The organism is Methyloversatilis sp. (assembly GCF_965284615.1).
Classification (GTDB): Bacteria; Pseudomonadota; Gammaproteobacteria; order Burkholderiales; family Rhodocyclaceae; genus Methyloversatilis.
Genome location: NZ_OZ260098.1, coordinates 4,198,816 through 4,212,994 on the forward strand (window position 1 = coordinate 4,198,816; position 14,179 = coordinate 4,212,994).

A 14,179-nucleotide genomic window follows, 5' to 3' on the forward strand; every position below is an offset into this window, starting at 1 on the left:
CTCTTCGGGCGGCCGGGCGAGGGCGCTCATAGCCCGGCACTCATGCGTAGGCCACCGACACCGCGTCGGCCGGCAGCCAGTCGCGCAGACCGTCGAACAGCGCGTCGTCGAGTCTGACCCGCCACGGATCGCCGAAATCGAGCGGCGCGACGGCGTCGTTGCTGCGATAGTGCAGGCGCACCGCGCAACCGCTTTCGGTACGGAAAGGTTCGAGCAGACTGCGCAGCCGGGCGCAGGCGGCGTGCGCGCCGAGCGTCGCCACTTCGCCGTTCAGCTTCAGTTCGAGCCGGCGCGCGAAGCGGGCGCGTGCCTCGCCGGCGCTGAGCAGGCTGTCGGCGACGACGCGCATCGAGTTCGAATATTCGTCGAACTGCGCCCGGCCTTCGACCACCAGCACTTCATCCTCACGCAGCTTGTTGCGCGACGCTTCGTACAGCTCGTTGAACACCGACACCTCGATCTGCGCCGTGCCGTCGTCGAGCGCGACGAAGGCCATCTTGCCGCGACGCGTCATCTGCACGCGCGAACTGACGACCAGGCCGGCGACCACGGTCGGGTCGCGCGACGATTCAAGCTGGGCCAGCTTGCGCCGGGCGAAGCGCGAGAACTCCTGCGCGTAGCTGTTATAGGGATGGCCGGACAGGTAGAAGCCGAGCGCCTGCTTCTCGTTGGCCAGCTTTTCGCGCTCGCTCCACGGCTTGACCTGAACGTACTCCGGCGCGCGCGCGCCGGTGCCACTGGGGGCGTCGTCGAACAGGCCGCCCTGGTGCGCGTTGGCCGCTGCCTGCTCGGCCGCCTCCATCGCCAGCGCGACGCTGCTCATCAGCGTGTTGCGGTCGTGCGGCGTGCCGGCGATCGTCGCGTCGAAGGCGCCGGCACGGATCAGCGCCTCGATGGTGCGGCGGTTCACCATGCGGCGGTTGACGCGCAGGCAGAAGTCGAAAATGTCCTTGAACGGCCCGCCCGATTTGCGGGCTTCGAGGATGCAGTTCACCGCCTGCTCGCCGGTGCCCTTGACCGCGCCGAGGCCGTAGCGGATTTCGCTGCGCGACACCGGCACGAAGCGGTATTCGGACTCGTTGACGTCCGGCGGCAGGATGGTGAGCCGGTTCTTCTTCGCGTCGAGGTAGAAGATGTTCACCGTGTCGGTGTTGTCCATGTCGGACGACAGCGACGCGGCCATGAAGGCGGCGCAGTGGTGGGCCTTCAGCCAGGCGGTGTGGTAGGTGACGACGGCGTAGGCAGCGGTGTGCGACTTGTTGAAGCCGTACTCCGCGAACTTGGTCATCAGGTCGAACAGCTGTTCGGCCAGTGCCGGATCGTAGCCCTTCTCCTTCGCACCGGCGGCGATGGTTTCGCGGTGCTTGGCCATCTCCTCCGGCTTCTTCTTGCCCATCGCCCGGCGCAGCATGTCCGCACCACCGAGCGTGTAGCCGCCGATGATCTGCGAAATCTGCATCACCTGTTCCTGGTACACGATGACGCCATAGGTCGGCGACAGGCAGGCTTCCAGGTCCGGGTGGAAATAGTCGATCGCCTGCTGGCCCTTCTTGCGCAGGATGAAGTCATCCACCATGCCTGAGCCGAGCGGGCCCGGCCGGTAGAGCGCCAGCACGGCGATGATGTCTTCGAAGCGGTCGGGTGCGAGCTTGCCGAGCAGCTTCTTCATGCCCTCGGATTCAAGCTGGAAGATGGCGGTGGTGTTGGCATCCTTCAGGATCTGGTAGGCGGCCGGATCGGTGAAGGGCAGGCTCAGCAGGTCGGGCCGGTTGCCGGTCATGCGCTCGATGTAGTTGACCGCCAGCTCGATAATCGTCAGGTTGCGCAGACCGAGAAAGTCGAACTTCACCAGGCCGATGGCTTCGACGTCGTCTTTGTCGAACTGGCTCACCGGCGAAGCGTCGTCGCCGTCCTGCTGGTAGAGCGGGCAGAAGTCGGTGAGCTTGCCCGGCGCGATCAGCACGCCGCCGGCGTGCATGCCGACGCCGCGGGTCAGGCCTTCCAGCGGTTCAGCCAGGCGCAGCAGTTCGCGCACCTCCTCTTCCGCCTGTTCGCGCTCGGCCAGCTGCGGCGCCTGCTCACGCGCCTCGGCCAGCGACAGCGGCTTGTTCTGCACCACCGGTATCAGCTTGGACAGCTGGTCGCAGAAGTTGTAACCCATGTCGAGCACGCGGCCGACGTCGCGGATGACCGCGCGCGACGCCATGGTGCCGTAGGTGGCGATCTGGCTCACCGCGTCGGCGCCGTACTTCTGGCGCACGTACTCGATCACCTTCCAGCGGTTGTCCTGGCAGAAGTCCACGTCGAAGTCGGGCATGGACACCCGCTCCGGATTCAGGAAGCGCTCGAACAGCAGCGCGTAGGCCAGCGGATCGAGGTCGGTGATGCCGAGCGAATAGGCGACCAGCGAGCCGGCGCCGGAGCCGCGGCCAGGACCGACCGGCACGCCGTTCTTCTTCGCCCAGTTGATGAAGTCGGCCACGATCAGGAAGTAGCCGGGGAAGCCCATCTGGATGATGGTGTCGCACTCGAACTTGAGCCGCGCCTCGTACTCCGGCCGCTTCTGCTCGCGCACCGTCTCGTCCGGGTAGAGCTGGGCCAGACGCTTCTCCAGGCCCGCTTTCGCCTCGGCGATCATAAACTCGTCGATGGTCATGCCGGGCGGTGTCGGGAACTGCGGCAGGTAGTTCTTGCCCAGCGTCAGCGTCAGGTTGCAGCGACGCGCCAGTTCGACCGCGTTGTGCAGGGCTTCGGGAATGTCGGCGAACAGCGCGGCCATTTCGGCCGAGGTCTTGAAGTACTGCTGTTCGGTGAAATCGCGCGGCCGGCGCTTGTCGCTCAACACATAGCCCTGGGCGATGCAGACGCGCGCCTCGTGCGCTTTGAAGTCGTCCGGCGACATGAACTGCACCGGATGCGTGGCCACCACCGGAATGTCCATTTCGGAGGCCAGCGCGCAGGCGTCGGCGATATAGGTTTCGGTGTTCGGGTGGCCCGCGCGCTGCAGCTCGATGTGGAAGTCGCCGTCGAACAGCCGCAGCCATTCGGCCGCCGCACGGCGTGCCGAATCCATATTGCCGGCCAGTAGCCCCATGCCGACGTCGCCCAGCATGCCGCCGGACAGCGCGATCAGGCCGGCCGTGCCCTCGGCATCGCGCTCCAGCCACTCGCGGCGCAGCTCGGCACGGCCACGGTACTTGTTCTCCAGGTAGGCGCGGGTGAGCAGCCGGCACAAGGTGCCGTAGCCCTCGCGGTTGCGCGCCAGCAGCAGCAGGCGATGCGGCTTGTCGCGCTCGGCGTCGTTGCTGACATAGACATCGACCGCGCAGATCGGCTTCACGCCCTTGCCGCGCGCCGCCTTGTACAGTTTGACCAGGCCGAACACGTTGGCGAGATCGGAAATCGCGATCGCCGGCATGCCGTCCTTCGCCGCGGCCTTGACCGCTGCATCGACGGTGACGATGCCATCGACCACCGAGTACTCGCTGTGGATGCGCAGGTGGACGAAGGTGTGGGGGCCTCGGCGGCCGGGGAGAGGGTGGTGCTGTCGGAGCTCATCCGGCGATTTTACTCGGCCACGCCGAACGTAACGACTGCGGCGGCGACTGCGCTAGCATCGTCGCTTTCCGTCACCGCCGGACACCATGCGCCGCCACCTCCTGCCCCTCGTACTGCTCGCGCTCGCCCTGCCCGCCGCCGCACAGAAGGACCGCGACTGGCCCACCTTCGGCCTGGACCATGCCAACACGCGGCTGGCCGACGTGCCGGCCATCACGCCGAAGACGGTGAAGAAGCTGGTGCCGAAGTGGATCTACCAGAGCGGCATCGCGGCCACTTTCCAGGCAACGCCCATCGTCACCGGCGGCCGCATGTACGTGTCGCTGCCCGGTTCGCACGTGGTGGCGCTGGATGCGCGCACCGGCGCCGAGCTGTGGCGTTACACGCACCGTAAGCGCACCGACAAGCTGTGCTGCGGCCCGGCCAACCGCGGCGTCGCGGTGGACGACGGCCGCGTGTTCGTCGCCACTGTCGATGCACGCCTGGTGGCGCTCGACGCGGCCACCGGCAAACCGGCCTGGGACATCGAACTGGCGCGGCCGGACGAAGCCATCACCGAAAGCGGCGAAGGCATCAAGGGCGAAGTCGGCGGCGGTTCAGGCGTCGGTGCGGCCGCTGCACCCCTGGTGGTGGACGGCAAGGTGATCGTCGGCATCAACGGCGTCGGCTACGGCCTGCACATCGACGCCCAGGGACGCGCCGGCCAGCTCGCCGCCGTGGTGGGCATCGCCGGCAAGTACGGCGGCATCGGCTTCCTCGCCGCCTTCGACGCGAAGACCGGCAGGCGCGTGTGGCAGTTCGACACCGTGCGCAAACCCCAGGATGGCGGCTGGGAAGGCGATTTCGTCGAGCGCACCGCCGATGGCTTGCCGCTGAACCGCAATATCGCCGAGGAACGCGCCAATGCCGGCAAGTACGCCGACGCCTGGGAATACGGCGGCGGCTCGGTGTGGAACGCGCCGGCCTACGACGCGAAGAGCGGCCTGCTCTACTTCGGCACCGGCAACCCGAGCCCGCAGATCAACGACAGCACCCGCCCGGGCGACAACCTCTACACCGCCTCGCTGGTCGCCATCGACGCAAAAACCGGCCGCCACGCCTGGCACTTCCAGCAGATTCCGCACGACAAGTGGGGCTATGACGTGGCCAGCCCGCCGCTGCTGTTCGACCACCGCGAGCCGGACGGCCGCGTCGTGCCGGCGGTCGGCCAGGCGTCCAAGCTGGGCTGGTTCTACGTGCACGATCGCGCCACCGGCGCCCTGCTCTACAAGTCCGACGCCTTCGTGCCGCAGGACAACCTGTTCGCCGCCGCCAGCCGCGAAGGCACGCGCATCACGCCGGGCGTGGCAGGCGGCGTGAACTGGTCACCGGCCGCACTGGACACGCAGCGCGGACTGGCCTTCGTCGCCGCCATGCACATGCCGATGCGCTACTGGATCAAGGAAAGCGCGGCCACCGCCGACAAACCGGCGCAGCGCTACGACAGCATGGAACCGGCGGACGAAGCGCAATGGGGCGTGCTGGCGGCAATCGACCTGAGGAAGCGCGGCCGGCTTAAGTGGACGGTGAAGACCGATCAGCCACTGATCGGCGGCGTGCTGGCGCTGAAGTCCGGCGTCGTGTTCACCGGCGAGGGCGACGGCCATCTGTCGGCCTTCGACAGCCTCTCGGGCAAGCGGCTGTGGCGCTTCCAGACCGGCGCTGGCGTCAATGCGCCGCCGATCGCCTACGTGCTCGACGGCAAGCCCTACGTCGCGGTGGCCGCTGGCGGCAGCGCCATCTGGGGCTACCGCCAGGGCGATGCGGTCGTCGTGTTCGGGCTGCCCGACTGAGTTCAGCCCGCGTCCTTCAGCAGGCGGCGCAGCGCCGGCGGATCGAGCCGCATCACGTACTCCAGCCCGTCGACCTCGTCGATGAAGGAAGCGATGCGGCGGAAGCCCGTGCTGGCCAGCAAGGAGCACGAGGCGAGATTGTCCGGCCGCACCGAGGCGATGAAGCGCGGCACGCCCTGATCGAGATGTGCCCAGCGCAGCAGCGCGATCAAGGCTTCGCGGCCGAGGCCGCGGCGGCGGTGCGGCGGGTAGATCGTGTAGCCTGTCTCGACGCCGTCCGGCGCGTAAGGCAGCAGATATTCCGGCGCCGGCCGCGTGTGGAAGCCGGCGTGGCCAACCATTTCACCGCTGTCGCGCAAGGCGATGGCGCGCACCGACCACGGCGCGTATTCCGGGTCGGACCTCAGGTCGGCCAGGCGCAGTGCCGCCAGATCGGCTTCGGCGAGCCAGTCCTCGGCCACGGTCAGCCCGATCAGTTCGGACAGGTCCTGCACACCGCAACCCTCGGCCGACGCCTGCAGGAAGTCGGCGCTCATCGGTCGCAGCAACAGACGAGGGGTCAGGATATCCACGGGCGGGCAGCATCGGACATGACGGGGCGAAGAAGATAGCCGGTCTGGCGCCGCCCATCCAGCCCTGAAAGAGGTGGTGCATTGGGTTCACAATTTTTTCCCCTAAAGAAACTTTCTTGATCGTCGTCAACCTCTTCTCACTCAAGAACGAGGTCGATCATGAATCTGCACGCCCTGAGTCTGCGCACCAAGCTGCTGGCATCCACAGTCATTACCGTCCTGCTCTGCTTCTCGGTCACACTGGGGGTGCTCGCCTGGCGCAGTCACCAGGCGGTGCTGGAACAGGGTCTGGCACGCGCCGAGAGCGTGGCCGCCTCGGTCGCCCACGATGTCGGCGCCAACCTGGACGAAGCGATGGCGGTGTCGTCCACGCTGGCGCTGTCGCTCGAAGGCCTGCACGCGAAGGGCACGCCCGACCGCGATGCGGTCAGCCGTCTGCTGCGTCGCACGCTGGAAGGCCGCCCTGGACTGCTGGGCGTCTACACCGGCTGGGAAGCCAACGCCTTCGACGGACGCGACGCCGACTTCGGCGGTGCCGCCGGCCATGACGCCAGCGGTCGCTTCGTGCCCTACTGGAGTCGCAGCGGCGACAAGCTGTCGGTCGAACCGCTGGTCGATTACGACAAGCCGGGCGCCGGTGACTATTACCAGCAGCCGAAGAAGACCGGCCGCGCCTATCTCGCCGAGCCCTACGAATACGTGGTCGGCGGCCGGAAGATGCTGATCACCTCGCTGGTCAAGCCGCTGGCCGTCAATGGCCGCTTCGCGGGCATCGCCGGCGTTGACATGGCGCTCGACCGGCTGGCCGACGACCTCGGCCGCATCAAGCCCTTCGACGTCGGCACCGTTGCGCTGTATGCGCCGTCCGGTCTGGTGGTCGCACATGCCGATGCAGCCCGCATCGGCAAGCCGGCCTCCGATCTGCCGGCCGACGCGCTGGCTGCGCTCGGCGAAGGTCGCAGCCTGCAGTGGCGCGACGCTGCCGGCGTGCGTCATTTCCTGCAGCGCGTGTCGCTGAGCGACGGCGACGCCTGGTGGGGCAGCGTAGTGTCGGTGCCCGAAGACGTGATCACCGCATCGGCCAACGCACTGCGCAACACCGCCATCGTCATGGGCATCGTCAGCGTGATGCTGACGGCCGGCGTGCTGTTCGCGCTGCTCGGCGCGATGACGCGGCCGCTGGAAACGCTGGCCGACGCGATGCAGGCGCTGGCCAGCGGCGAAGGCGACCTGACGCGCCGCCTGCCGGAAACCCGCAGCCGCGACGAACTGGGGCGTGTCGCCACCTCGGTCAATGCCTTCCTTGGCAGCCTGCAACGCATGTTCATCGAAGTACGCGATCAGAGCCACACCCTGGTCGGCGGCATCCGCGAAGTGTCGGACGCCACCCGCCACATCGCAGGCAGTTCGCGCTCGCTGGCCGGCACCACCGGTGACAACGCGGCAACGATCGAGGAAATCACCGTGTCGATCGGCCATATCGCCAGCCACGCCAACGACGCCAATGGCGTCATGCTGGACACGCACACCGCGTCGCAGCGCAGCGGCGAGGCGGTGCGCGGCATGCAGACGCATATGCGCGACATCGCCGGCAGCATGGAAACGCTGGCCGGTTCGCTGACCGGGCTGGCCGAACGTTCGGTACAGATCAACGGCATCGTGCAGGTGATCCGCGAGATCGCCGACCAGACCAATCTGCTGGCGCTCAATGCGGCGATCGAAGCCGCCCGCGCCGGCGAGCAGGGCCGCGGCTTCGCCGTCGTCGCCGACGAGGTGCGCAAGCTGGCCGAACGCACCAGCAATGCCACCACCGAAATCCGCGACATGATCGCCGCCATGCACAGCGAAACCGACCGCGCGGTGGACAGCATGAACAGCACGCGCGAAGCGGTCGAGTCGGGCGTCGAGCGCGCCGCCCGCGTGGCCGAGGAGATCGGTGGCATCGAGGCCGGCATGCAGCGCGCCGCCGAACGGGTACGCGAGATCGCTGAAGCGACGCAGGAACAGTCGGCCGCCACCACCGCACTGGCGCAGTCGGCGGAGCAGGCGTCCGAAGTGGTGCAGAACACCGACGAAGCGATCCAGCGCACCTCGGCCACGCTGTCACAGATCGGCCGCGCCTCCGACCATCTGGGCGAACTGGTCGGACGCTTCAAGCTGTAAGCCACGGTTCGGGCGGGAAGACATCCCGCCCGGGTCGGCGCAGGACTACGCTGTCCTACGCCGGACACCCACAGCCCTCATGGCAGCGCACACCTAGGATGAGGACTCGGCGGCACGTCGCCGCACTCATCACCGAGGAGACGTCATGAGCAATCGCACTGTCATCGAAGTCCTGAACACCCTGATCGAGACCTGCAAGGACGGCGAGTACGGCTTCAACGAATGCGCCGAGCACGCCCAGGCCGGACAGCTCAAGGCGCTGTTCAACAACCGCGCGCTGGAATGCCGCGCGGCCGCACTCGAACTTCAGCAGATCGTTGCCGCGTCCGGCGGCGAACCCGATACCAGCGGCACCGTGAGCGGCGCCCTGCACCGTGGCTGGGTGTCGCTGCGCAGCGCACTGCCGGGTGACGACAACGTCGCCATGCTGAACGAGGCCGAACGCGGCGAGGACAAAGCGCTGCAGCGCTACCGCGAGGCGCTGTTCCAGCCGCTGCCGTCCGACGTGCGCATCGTGGTGCAGCGCCAGCTGGCCGGCGTGCAGCGCAACCACGACCAGATCCGCCTGCTGCGCGATCAGTACCGCGCCGTCGCCTGACCGGCCGGACGCCCGTAACGCGGACCGCCTGCGGGCGGTCCCGCCCACTGCTTCTTCATCCCGTTCTGGAGCGCTCAGCGCGACAGCATCGTCGCCAGCGCGATGACGACGAACACCAGCAGCCCGGTCCCGGCCACGGTGATGACGCGGACGCGCAACCTGAGCGCGCCGATCTCGCTCACCAGTTGCGCGTTCTGTTCGGCCAGCGTGCGGATGAGCTGGGACGAGGCGAGCGCCTCCTTCTGCAACTCCGTCACCGCCTGTTCCAGCGCAGCGATACGCACGTCGTCGCTGGCGCCGGGCGGCGCGACCACGGACGGCTCCTCGCCCTTCTTCCGCTTCTTCGCGACGCGCTCCCACAGCGCGTTGGCGCCTTGCACGACAGACGGTGCGGCGGCGATGACGTCACCCCAGGGGACTGCCTTGACGGCGCCGAGCAGACTGATGGACATGGATGGACCTCGACGGATATCTGGAGCGTCAGCCTACGTTCACCACTTCGCCAGATCAATGCCGAAGGTGAACATGACGCCGGCGGTGCCCAGCAGCGCCACCTGCGCGCTGTAGCGGTCCACCTGGTAGCCGAGCGCCGGAATGACGGCGAAGGCGACGCCGTTGTGGTTGAAAGGAATCTTGTCCTCATAGCGACCGGTGTAGCCGAGCAGCGCACCGGCGGTCACCTTCACATAAAGATTGGAACTGATCGAGTCCAGATCCCAGCGCTTGCCGGCGTAGTAGTACTCGGTCGGCTGGTCGAAGGAGTTGCGCAGGAAGGATGCACCGGCCAGCCACTGCGACGGCGCCATGTATTCGAGACCGATCAGGCCGGGCGTGTTCTTGTGGTCCGGATCGTGGTCCCAGTGGTGGACGTAGGGACCCAGCTGCAGACTCAGCACGTGGTTGCCTTCATCGGCAAGCGCCGGTGCGGTGACGATCAGACAGGCGCTGGCGAGCAGCGCATACAGGGTATTTTTTTTCGATTGCACGATGCCTTGCCCTGGATGGAATATGGATGGGGCAGGCATGGTGCGGGTCATGTTCCCGCAAACGATGACCGCAGTGTTGCCGGATGTTTCACCGCGTCGCGCGCCAGCGGCCCAGCCAGTGATCGACGGACAGCATGCCAGGGCCGAAAGCGAGCACGGCCAGCAGGCCGGCGCCCCACCACAGATGGGACTGCACGGCGGCCGGGCACTCGAAGGCCCACAGCGCAGGATACGCCAGCAGCGCCATCGCATTGACGACGGTCAGCCCGAGCGCGGCGAAGCGACCGGTCAGGCCGATGGCGAGCAGCGGCGGCAGCAGCGGCACCGAATATTCCTCGGTGAACAGGAAGAGCGTGGTGTCCCAGTCCTCGATCTTGGTCAGGCCGGCCTTGAAGAAGACCGAGGCGATATAGAGGCGCAAGGCAAGCAGCAGCAGCGGACGGCCGTAATCGGCCAGGCGGGCGAACGGCAGGGCAAAGTCGTAAAGACGAAGGACGACATTCATGCGGGCGCTCCCGGGGTGACAGGCAGGTGCAGCCAACCGCCGGCAAGTGCCTGCGCAATGGTGGCTGCAAGATCGAAATGCGGGTCGGTCGCGCTGGCTGCAGCCCACGCTTCGCCCACCGGCGCGCCATCGACCAGCGCCTGCCAGAAGGCATGCCTTGCCGGTTGCAGCGCGCTGACGCGTACGCGGTAGCCTTCACGCCAGACCACGGCGTGTTGCGGCAGATCGAGGTCGATGGTGAGCTCGCGTGCGTGCGGACCACCAGCCTCCGGCGGGTGCTGCAGCCAGATGTCGGCCACCGGCCAGCGGCTGGCGTGCAGCGCGAAACCGGGCGTCATCTGCAGGCGCAAGTCCGCCAGCACCTCGGGCGCCAGTCCGGCGAACAGCTCGCCGCCGGCCGGCCGCGCGTCGGCTGCCGTCGTCGCCACATGCACCGACCATTCGAGACGGGCGACGTCCGGCAGATAAGGCAGCGCGCGCGCCGGTTCGAAGCCGTCGAGGAAATCGGCGAAGCGGTCGCCGTAACGGTTCAGGTCGCCGTCGCGCGACGGAGAGGCCGCGCGATAGCGGCGCGCCAGCGCATCGAAGTAGTCGTCGCCGGTGATCTGCCGGCAGACCGGGTAAGCCAGCCGCAGCGCCGCCGTCGCGTTGGCGATCGAGGTGGCGCGGTAGATCGACAGCAGCGCCCGGTTGCGAACGTCGTTGCCCGCCAGCAGCGGCAGCGCATCGTCCTCGCCCTCGGCCGACGACAGCGCGGCGCCGAAGCGGCGCTGGACTTCAAGCAGCGCGGGCACGAGGGTGCTCCGCATGATGGCCACCGATGCGGTCGGCCTGCGCCGCCTCGGCCAGCAGCAGGTCGAGATCCGGCAGGTCGGTGTCCCACTCGACCAGCGCCGGCGCGGTGACGCCGCGCGCCCGCACGTCGCGCAGCAGCGCCCATACGTCGTCGCAGACGCGGCTGCCGTGGGTGTCGATCAGGCCGTGCTCGGTAACCGCGTGACCGGCCAGATGGATTTCGCCGACCGCGTGCATCGGCAGGCGATCGAGCGCGTCCAGCGGGTCGCCGCCGAAGTTGCGCGCATTCACATAGAGATTGTTCAGATCGAGCAGCAGACCGCAGCCGGTCAGGCAGACCAGGTCCGCCAGGAAATCGGCTTCGCTCATTTCACTGTCGCGGAACTGCACGTAGGTGACAGGTTTTCGAGCAGCACCTGCCGCTTCAACCGGTCCTGCAGTGCGGATACACGGCCGGCAACCAGCGCCAGCGCCTCGCTGGTGTAGGGAAAGGGCAGCAGGTCGTTGAAGTGACGGTCGTCGATGCGACCCCAGCACAGGTGTTCCGACACCAGCGCCGGCTCGAAGCGATCCACCAGCGCAGCCAGCCGCTCGACGTGCGCATCGCCGCCGCCGTCGGCCGACGCCAGTGCCAGACCGACGCCGTGCAGACTCAGCGGGTAGCATTCGCGCGCACGCTGCAGCACCTGCAGCGCCGCGCCGCCGTCGTGAAAGAAGTTCTCGCTGTGCACTTCGACGAAGCCCAGCGGCGGGCGCTCTTCGAGCACACGTGCATAGTGCGGCTGGCGCAGGCCGATGCCGGTCGGGGAGGACATGATCATGATCGACTGCCGGCGCGGCGGGCGCGCCGGCTGCGCTCCGATTACTTGCCCGGCGCCATCGTCTTGCCGCCCATCTTCTCGCAGGTGCCGGCGGCGACGAACTTCCATTCGTTCGGGTCGTTGTCCATCTTTGCCTGACCGGCGCAGCTGTGACTGCCGTTGGCAGACGCGCAGTCGTTGGCGCCCTTCTTGGCGACGCCGTAGCACTTCTCCTTGCCCTTGTCATCGGCGGCGAAAGCCGGGTTGGCGACTACGCCCAGCGCGAGGACGGAAGCGAGTGCGGCATGCAGTGCGACGGATTTGCTCATAGATGTACTCCTCTGAAGTGACAGGCTGTAAGCCGCCTGAGTGGCTTTGCACGGCAGTAGACCCGCGACCTGCGACAACCTTACCGCCGCCGTCGTGAAATATTTCGCGGTGCGCTCACCACAGCCAGGCGGCACCGCGCACGCCCGACGAATCGCCGTGCAGCGGCGGGCACAGCCGGGTGACGATGCGGTCGGAAAACACATGAGGCACCCACAGCCGCGGCACCCGCTCGTAAAGCCGGCCGATCGAGGACAGACCGCCGCCGAGCACGATCACGTCCGGATCGAGCAGATTGATGACGCCGGCCAGCGCACGCGCCAGCCGCACCTCGTAGCGCTGCAGCGTCGCCTCGCAGGCGGCATCTCCGGCCGCGGCGCGGGCCACGATGTGTTCCGGCGCCGCAGTCTCGCCGCTCGTCCGCAGATGGTCGGCCGCCAGCGCCGGACCGGACAGCCAGGTTTCGACGCAGCCGTGGCGGCCGCAGTAGCAGGCCGGCGCATGACCACGGGTATCGTCGCCCGGCGGCAGCGGGTTGTGCCCCCACTCGCCGGCCACGCCATTGGCGCCCTGCAGCACGCGGCCGTGAACCACGACGCCGCCACCGACTCCGGTACCGAGGATGACGCCAAACACGACGTCGGCACCCCGGCCGGCGCCGTTGACCGCCTCCGACAGCGCAAAGCAGTTGGCGTCGTTCGCCAGCCGCACCGCGCGACCAAGCGCCGCTTCGACGTCCTGCTTGAGGGGCTGCCCGTTGAGACAGGTCGAATTGGCGTTGCGCATGCGGCCGTTGACCGGCGACTGCGAACCCGGTGTGCCGATGCCGACACTGGCGCGCACACCCAGTTCGTGCTCGGCCTGCGTCACCATCCCGGCGATCAGCGCCACCGTCGCCGCGTAGTCGCCGGCCGGTGTCGGCGCGCGTCGGCGCAGGCACACGGCGCCATCGTCGCCGAGCGCGATCAGCTCGGTCTTGGTACCGCCCAGATCGATGCCTATGCGCATGGCGCCGCCGCCACGTTCCGCGCGACAATGTATTTCGTCACCCACCGAGGTCCATCGATCATGATCGTCACCTTCAAGTCATCCGCCACTGCCGACACCCTCATGTTCGGCGACAACGCAAAGCAGCTGCTGTCGCTGATGGGCAAGTCCTTCGAGGCGAAGGGCATTATCACGCTGGAGCAGCTGCCGACCGCGATCGACGCACTGAAGCAGGCGATCGCCGCCAGCCGGGAAGCGGAACGCGCACAGCCGCAGGACGACGACAACCCCGAGGACCGACCGCCGGCCATGCTGATGCCGGTGTCGCTGGCCCAGCGAGCCGCACCGCTGATCGAACAGCTCGAACGTTCGCTGAAGGCGAAACAGCCGGTGATCTGGGAAAGCTGAGGGCGCTCAAGGCGCGGCGGCGGCGGTCGTTGATGTGTGCGATACCGACTGTTCACCCGACGACACCGTCCGCACACCATGCCGACCACCACAGCACCTCCGGTACTCGACGACGCACGACTGGCCGAATTGCAGGACATGCTCGGACCGGTCATCGGTGAAGTGCTGCGTGCCTGGCTGCAGGACACGCCGCGCACGCTGCAGACCGTGCGCCGGGCACTGCGCGACGGCGAGCTCGGTGCCGCCATCTGCGCGGCACATGCACTGAAGGGCAGTTGCAGCAATGTGGGTGCGGCCAGCCTGTCGGCGAGCGCCCAGGCTCTGGAATGCGCGCTGCGAGAGGGTGGCGCTGATTGCAGCGCAGCAACGATCGCACTGGCGCAGCTCGATGGCGAGTACGACAATGCGGCCCGTCTCATCACCGCCCGTTTCCGCCTATGACCGAAATGCTGTCGGCCGCATCGCTCGATGAGGATGTCGCCCCCGTTCCGCCCACCATGCCGATGGACTCCGAGTGCTGCGAATCCGGTTGCGAGCGCTGCGTATGGACCGTCTATCAGGAAGAGAAGCTGGAGTACGAGCGCCGCTACGCTGCCTGGCTGCAGCGGCATCCAGAAGAACGCCCGCGCCTGTAACCGGCGCGGGCGC

General features: G+C 67.8%; 14 protein-coding genes and 1 pseudogene. 6 read left to right on the forward strand and 9 right to left on the reverse strand.

Features of this window, described 5'->3' with window-relative positions; all coding sequences use genetic code 11:
- Positions 1–40 precede the first annotated feature (40 nt).
- Positions 41–3,475, reverse strand: a complete 3,435-nt coding sequence (dnaE, locus tag ACQ66H_RS19920; protein ID WP_430435463.1) for a DNA polymerase III subunit alpha — start codon at positions 3,473–3,475, stop codon at positions 41–43.
- Positions 3,476–3,644: 169 nt separating this feature from the next.
- On the opposite strand from dnaE, the gene ACQ66H_RS19925 reads away from it, so the two are divergent.
- Positions 3,645–5,390: a pyrroloquinoline quinone-dependent dehydrogenase gene (locus tag ACQ66H_RS19925; protein ID WP_430435464.1), complete on the forward strand. Its 1,746-nt coding sequence runs from the start codon at positions 3,645–3,647 to the stop codon at positions 5,388–5,390.
- 2 nt (positions 5,391–5,392) lie between these two features.
- Here the strand turns inward: ACQ66H_RS19925 and ACQ66H_RS19930 are convergent, their stop codons facing one another.
- The gene (locus tag ACQ66H_RS19930) at positions 5,393–5,926 is read right to left on the reverse strand and encodes a GNAT family N-acetyltransferase (RefSeq protein ID WP_430435465.1); all 534 of its coding nucleotides are present in this window, start codon (positions 5,924–5,926) and stop codon (positions 5,393–5,395) included.
- Between the two features lie 195 nt (positions 5,927–6,121).
- Between ACQ66H_RS19930 and ACQ66H_RS19935 the strand changes: the two genes are divergently transcribed.
- Positions 6,122–8,125, forward strand: a complete 2,004-nt coding sequence (locus ACQ66H_RS19935) for a methyl-accepting chemotaxis protein (RefSeq protein WP_430435466.1) — start codon at positions 6,122–6,124, stop codon at positions 8,123–8,125.
- Between the two features lie 145 nt (positions 8,126–8,270).
- Positions 8,271–8,723, forward strand: coding sequence for a PA2169 family four-helix-bundle protein (locus ACQ66H_RS19940; protein ID WP_304000730.1), 453 nt, complete (start codon positions 8,271–8,273; stop codon positions 8,721–8,723).
- A gap of 74 nt (positions 8,724–8,797) precedes the next feature.
- Here ACQ66H_RS19940 and ACQ66H_RS19945 read toward each other — a convergent pair whose 3' ends face one another.
- The 7 genes and pseudogenes from ACQ66H_RS19945 to ACQ66H_RS19975 all read right to left on the reverse strand — a co-directional run bounded on the left by ACQ66H_RS19945 (position 8,798) and on the right by ACQ66H_RS19975 (position 13,144).
- Positions 8,798–9,175, reverse strand: coding sequence for a hypothetical protein (locus tag ACQ66H_RS19945; protein ID WP_425763776.1), 378 nt, complete (start codon positions 9,173–9,175; stop codon positions 8,798–8,800).
- 39 nt (positions 9,176–9,214) lie between these two features.
- Positions 9,215–9,709, reverse strand: coding sequence for a hypothetical protein (locus tag ACQ66H_RS19950; protein WP_430435467.1), 495 nt, complete (start codon positions 9,707–9,709; stop codon positions 9,215–9,217).
- Positions 9,710–9,797: 88 nt separating this feature from the next.
- Positions 9,798–10,214 carry a DoxX family protein gene (locus tag ACQ66H_RS19955; protein WP_430435468.1) on the reverse strand — a complete coding sequence of 139 codons (417 nt, stop codon included), beginning with the start codon at positions 10,212–10,214 and terminating at the stop codon, positions 9,798–9,800.
- Positions 10,211–11,023 (reverse strand): HvfC/BufC family peptide modification chaperone, encoded by an 813-nt coding sequence (locus ACQ66H_RS19960; RefSeq protein WP_430435469.1) that lies wholly within the window; start codon positions 11,021–11,023, stop codon positions 10,211–10,213. The genes ACQ66H_RS19955 and ACQ66H_RS19960 overlap by 4 nt, the downstream gene beginning before the upstream one ends.
- Positions 10,992–11,938, reverse strand: a pseudogene (gene bufB, locus ACQ66H_RS19965) (MNIO family bufferin maturase). The gene ACQ66H_RS19960 and the pseudogene bufB overlap by 32 nt, the downstream one beginning before the upstream one ends.
- Positions 11,872–12,138, reverse strand: coding sequence for a BufA1 family periplasmic bufferin-type metallophore (locus ACQ66H_RS19970; protein ID WP_019916302.1), 267 nt, complete (start codon positions 12,136–12,138; stop codon positions 11,872–11,874). Before ACQ66H_RS19970 ends, bufB begins: the two are co-directional and overlap by 67 nt.
- Before the next feature lie 115 nt (positions 12,139–12,253).
- Positions 12,254–13,144, reverse strand: a complete 891-nt coding sequence (locus tag ACQ66H_RS19975) for an ROK family protein (RefSeq protein WP_430435470.1) — start codon at positions 13,142–13,144, stop codon at positions 12,254–12,256.
- A gap of 60 nt (positions 13,145–13,204) precedes the next feature.
- Between ACQ66H_RS19975 and ACQ66H_RS19980 the strand changes: the two genes are divergently transcribed.
- The 3 genes from ACQ66H_RS19980 to ACQ66H_RS19990 all read left to right on the forward strand — a co-directional run bounded on the left by ACQ66H_RS19980 (position 13,205) and on the right by ACQ66H_RS19990 (position 14,166).
- The gene (locus ACQ66H_RS19980) at positions 13,205–13,531 is read left to right on the forward strand and encodes a DUF1840 domain-containing protein (RefSeq protein ID WP_430435471.1); all 327 of its coding nucleotides are present in this window, start codon (positions 13,205–13,207) and stop codon (positions 13,529–13,531) included.
- A 78-nt stretch (positions 13,532–13,609) separates the two neighbouring features.
- A complete protein-coding gene (locus ACQ66H_RS19985) occupies positions 13,610–13,972 on the forward strand; it encodes an Hpt domain-containing protein (RefSeq protein WP_430435472.1) in 363 nt (120 codons plus the stop codon).
- Positions 13,969–14,166: an oxidoreductase-like domain-containing protein gene (locus ACQ66H_RS19990; RefSeq protein WP_019916297.1), complete on the forward strand. Its 198-nt coding sequence runs from the start codon at positions 13,969–13,971 to the stop codon at positions 14,164–14,166. Before ACQ66H_RS19985 ends, ACQ66H_RS19990 begins: the two co-directional genes overlap by 4 nt.
- The last annotated feature ends 13 nt before the right edge of the window (positions 14,167–14,179 follow it).

What these genes read in the sequence shown, in the direction of transcription:
- ACQ66H_RS19925 (WP_430435464.1), top strand. Translation starts at nt 3,645, where the DNA reads ATGCGCCGCCACCTCCTGCCCCTCGTACTGCTCGCGCTCGCCCTGCCC.
- ACQ66H_RS19930 (WP_430435465.1), bottom strand. Translation starts at nt 5,926, where the DNA reads ATGAGCGCCGACTTCCTGCAGGCGTCGGCCGAGGGTTGCGGTGTGCAG.
- ACQ66H_RS19935 (WP_430435466.1), top strand. Translation starts at nt 6,122, where the DNA reads ATGAATCTGCACGCCCTGAGTCTGCGCACCAAGCTGCTGGCATCCACA.
- ACQ66H_RS19940 (WP_304000730.1), top strand. Translation starts at nt 8,271, where the DNA reads ATGAGCAATCGCACTGTCATCGAAGTCCTGAACACCCTGATCGAGACC.
- ACQ66H_RS19945 (WP_425763776.1), bottom strand. Translation starts at nt 9,175, where the DNA reads ATGTCCATCAGTCTGCTCGGCGCCGTCAAGGCAGTCCCCTGGGGTGAC.
- ACQ66H_RS19955 (WP_430435468.1), bottom strand. Translation starts at nt 10,214, where the DNA reads ATGAATGTCGTCCTTCGTCTTTACGACTTTGCCCTGCCGTTCGCCCGC.
- ACQ66H_RS19960 (WP_430435469.1), bottom strand. Translation starts at nt 11,023, where the DNA reads ATGCGGAGCACCCTCGTGCCCGCGCTGCTTGAAGTCCAGCGCCGCTTC.
- ACQ66H_RS19970 (WP_019916302.1), bottom strand. Translation starts at nt 12,138, where the DNA reads ATGAGCAAATCCGTCGCACTGCATGCCGCACTCGCTTCCGTCCTCGCG.
- ACQ66H_RS19975 (WP_430435470.1), bottom strand. Translation starts at nt 13,144, where the DNA reads ATGCGCATAGGCATCGATCTGGGCGGTACCAAGACCGAGCTGATCGCG.
- ACQ66H_RS19980 (WP_430435471.1), top strand. Translation starts at nt 13,205, where the DNA reads ATGATCGTCACCTTCAAGTCATCCGCCACTGCCGACACCCTCATGTTC.
- ACQ66H_RS19985 (WP_430435472.1), top strand. Translation starts at nt 13,610, where the DNA reads ATGCCGACCACCACAGCACCTCCGGTACTCGACGACGCACGACTGGCC.
- ACQ66H_RS19990 (WP_019916297.1), top strand. Translation starts at nt 13,969, where the DNA reads ATGACCGAAATGCTGTCGGCCGCATCGCTCGATGAGGATGTCGCCCCC.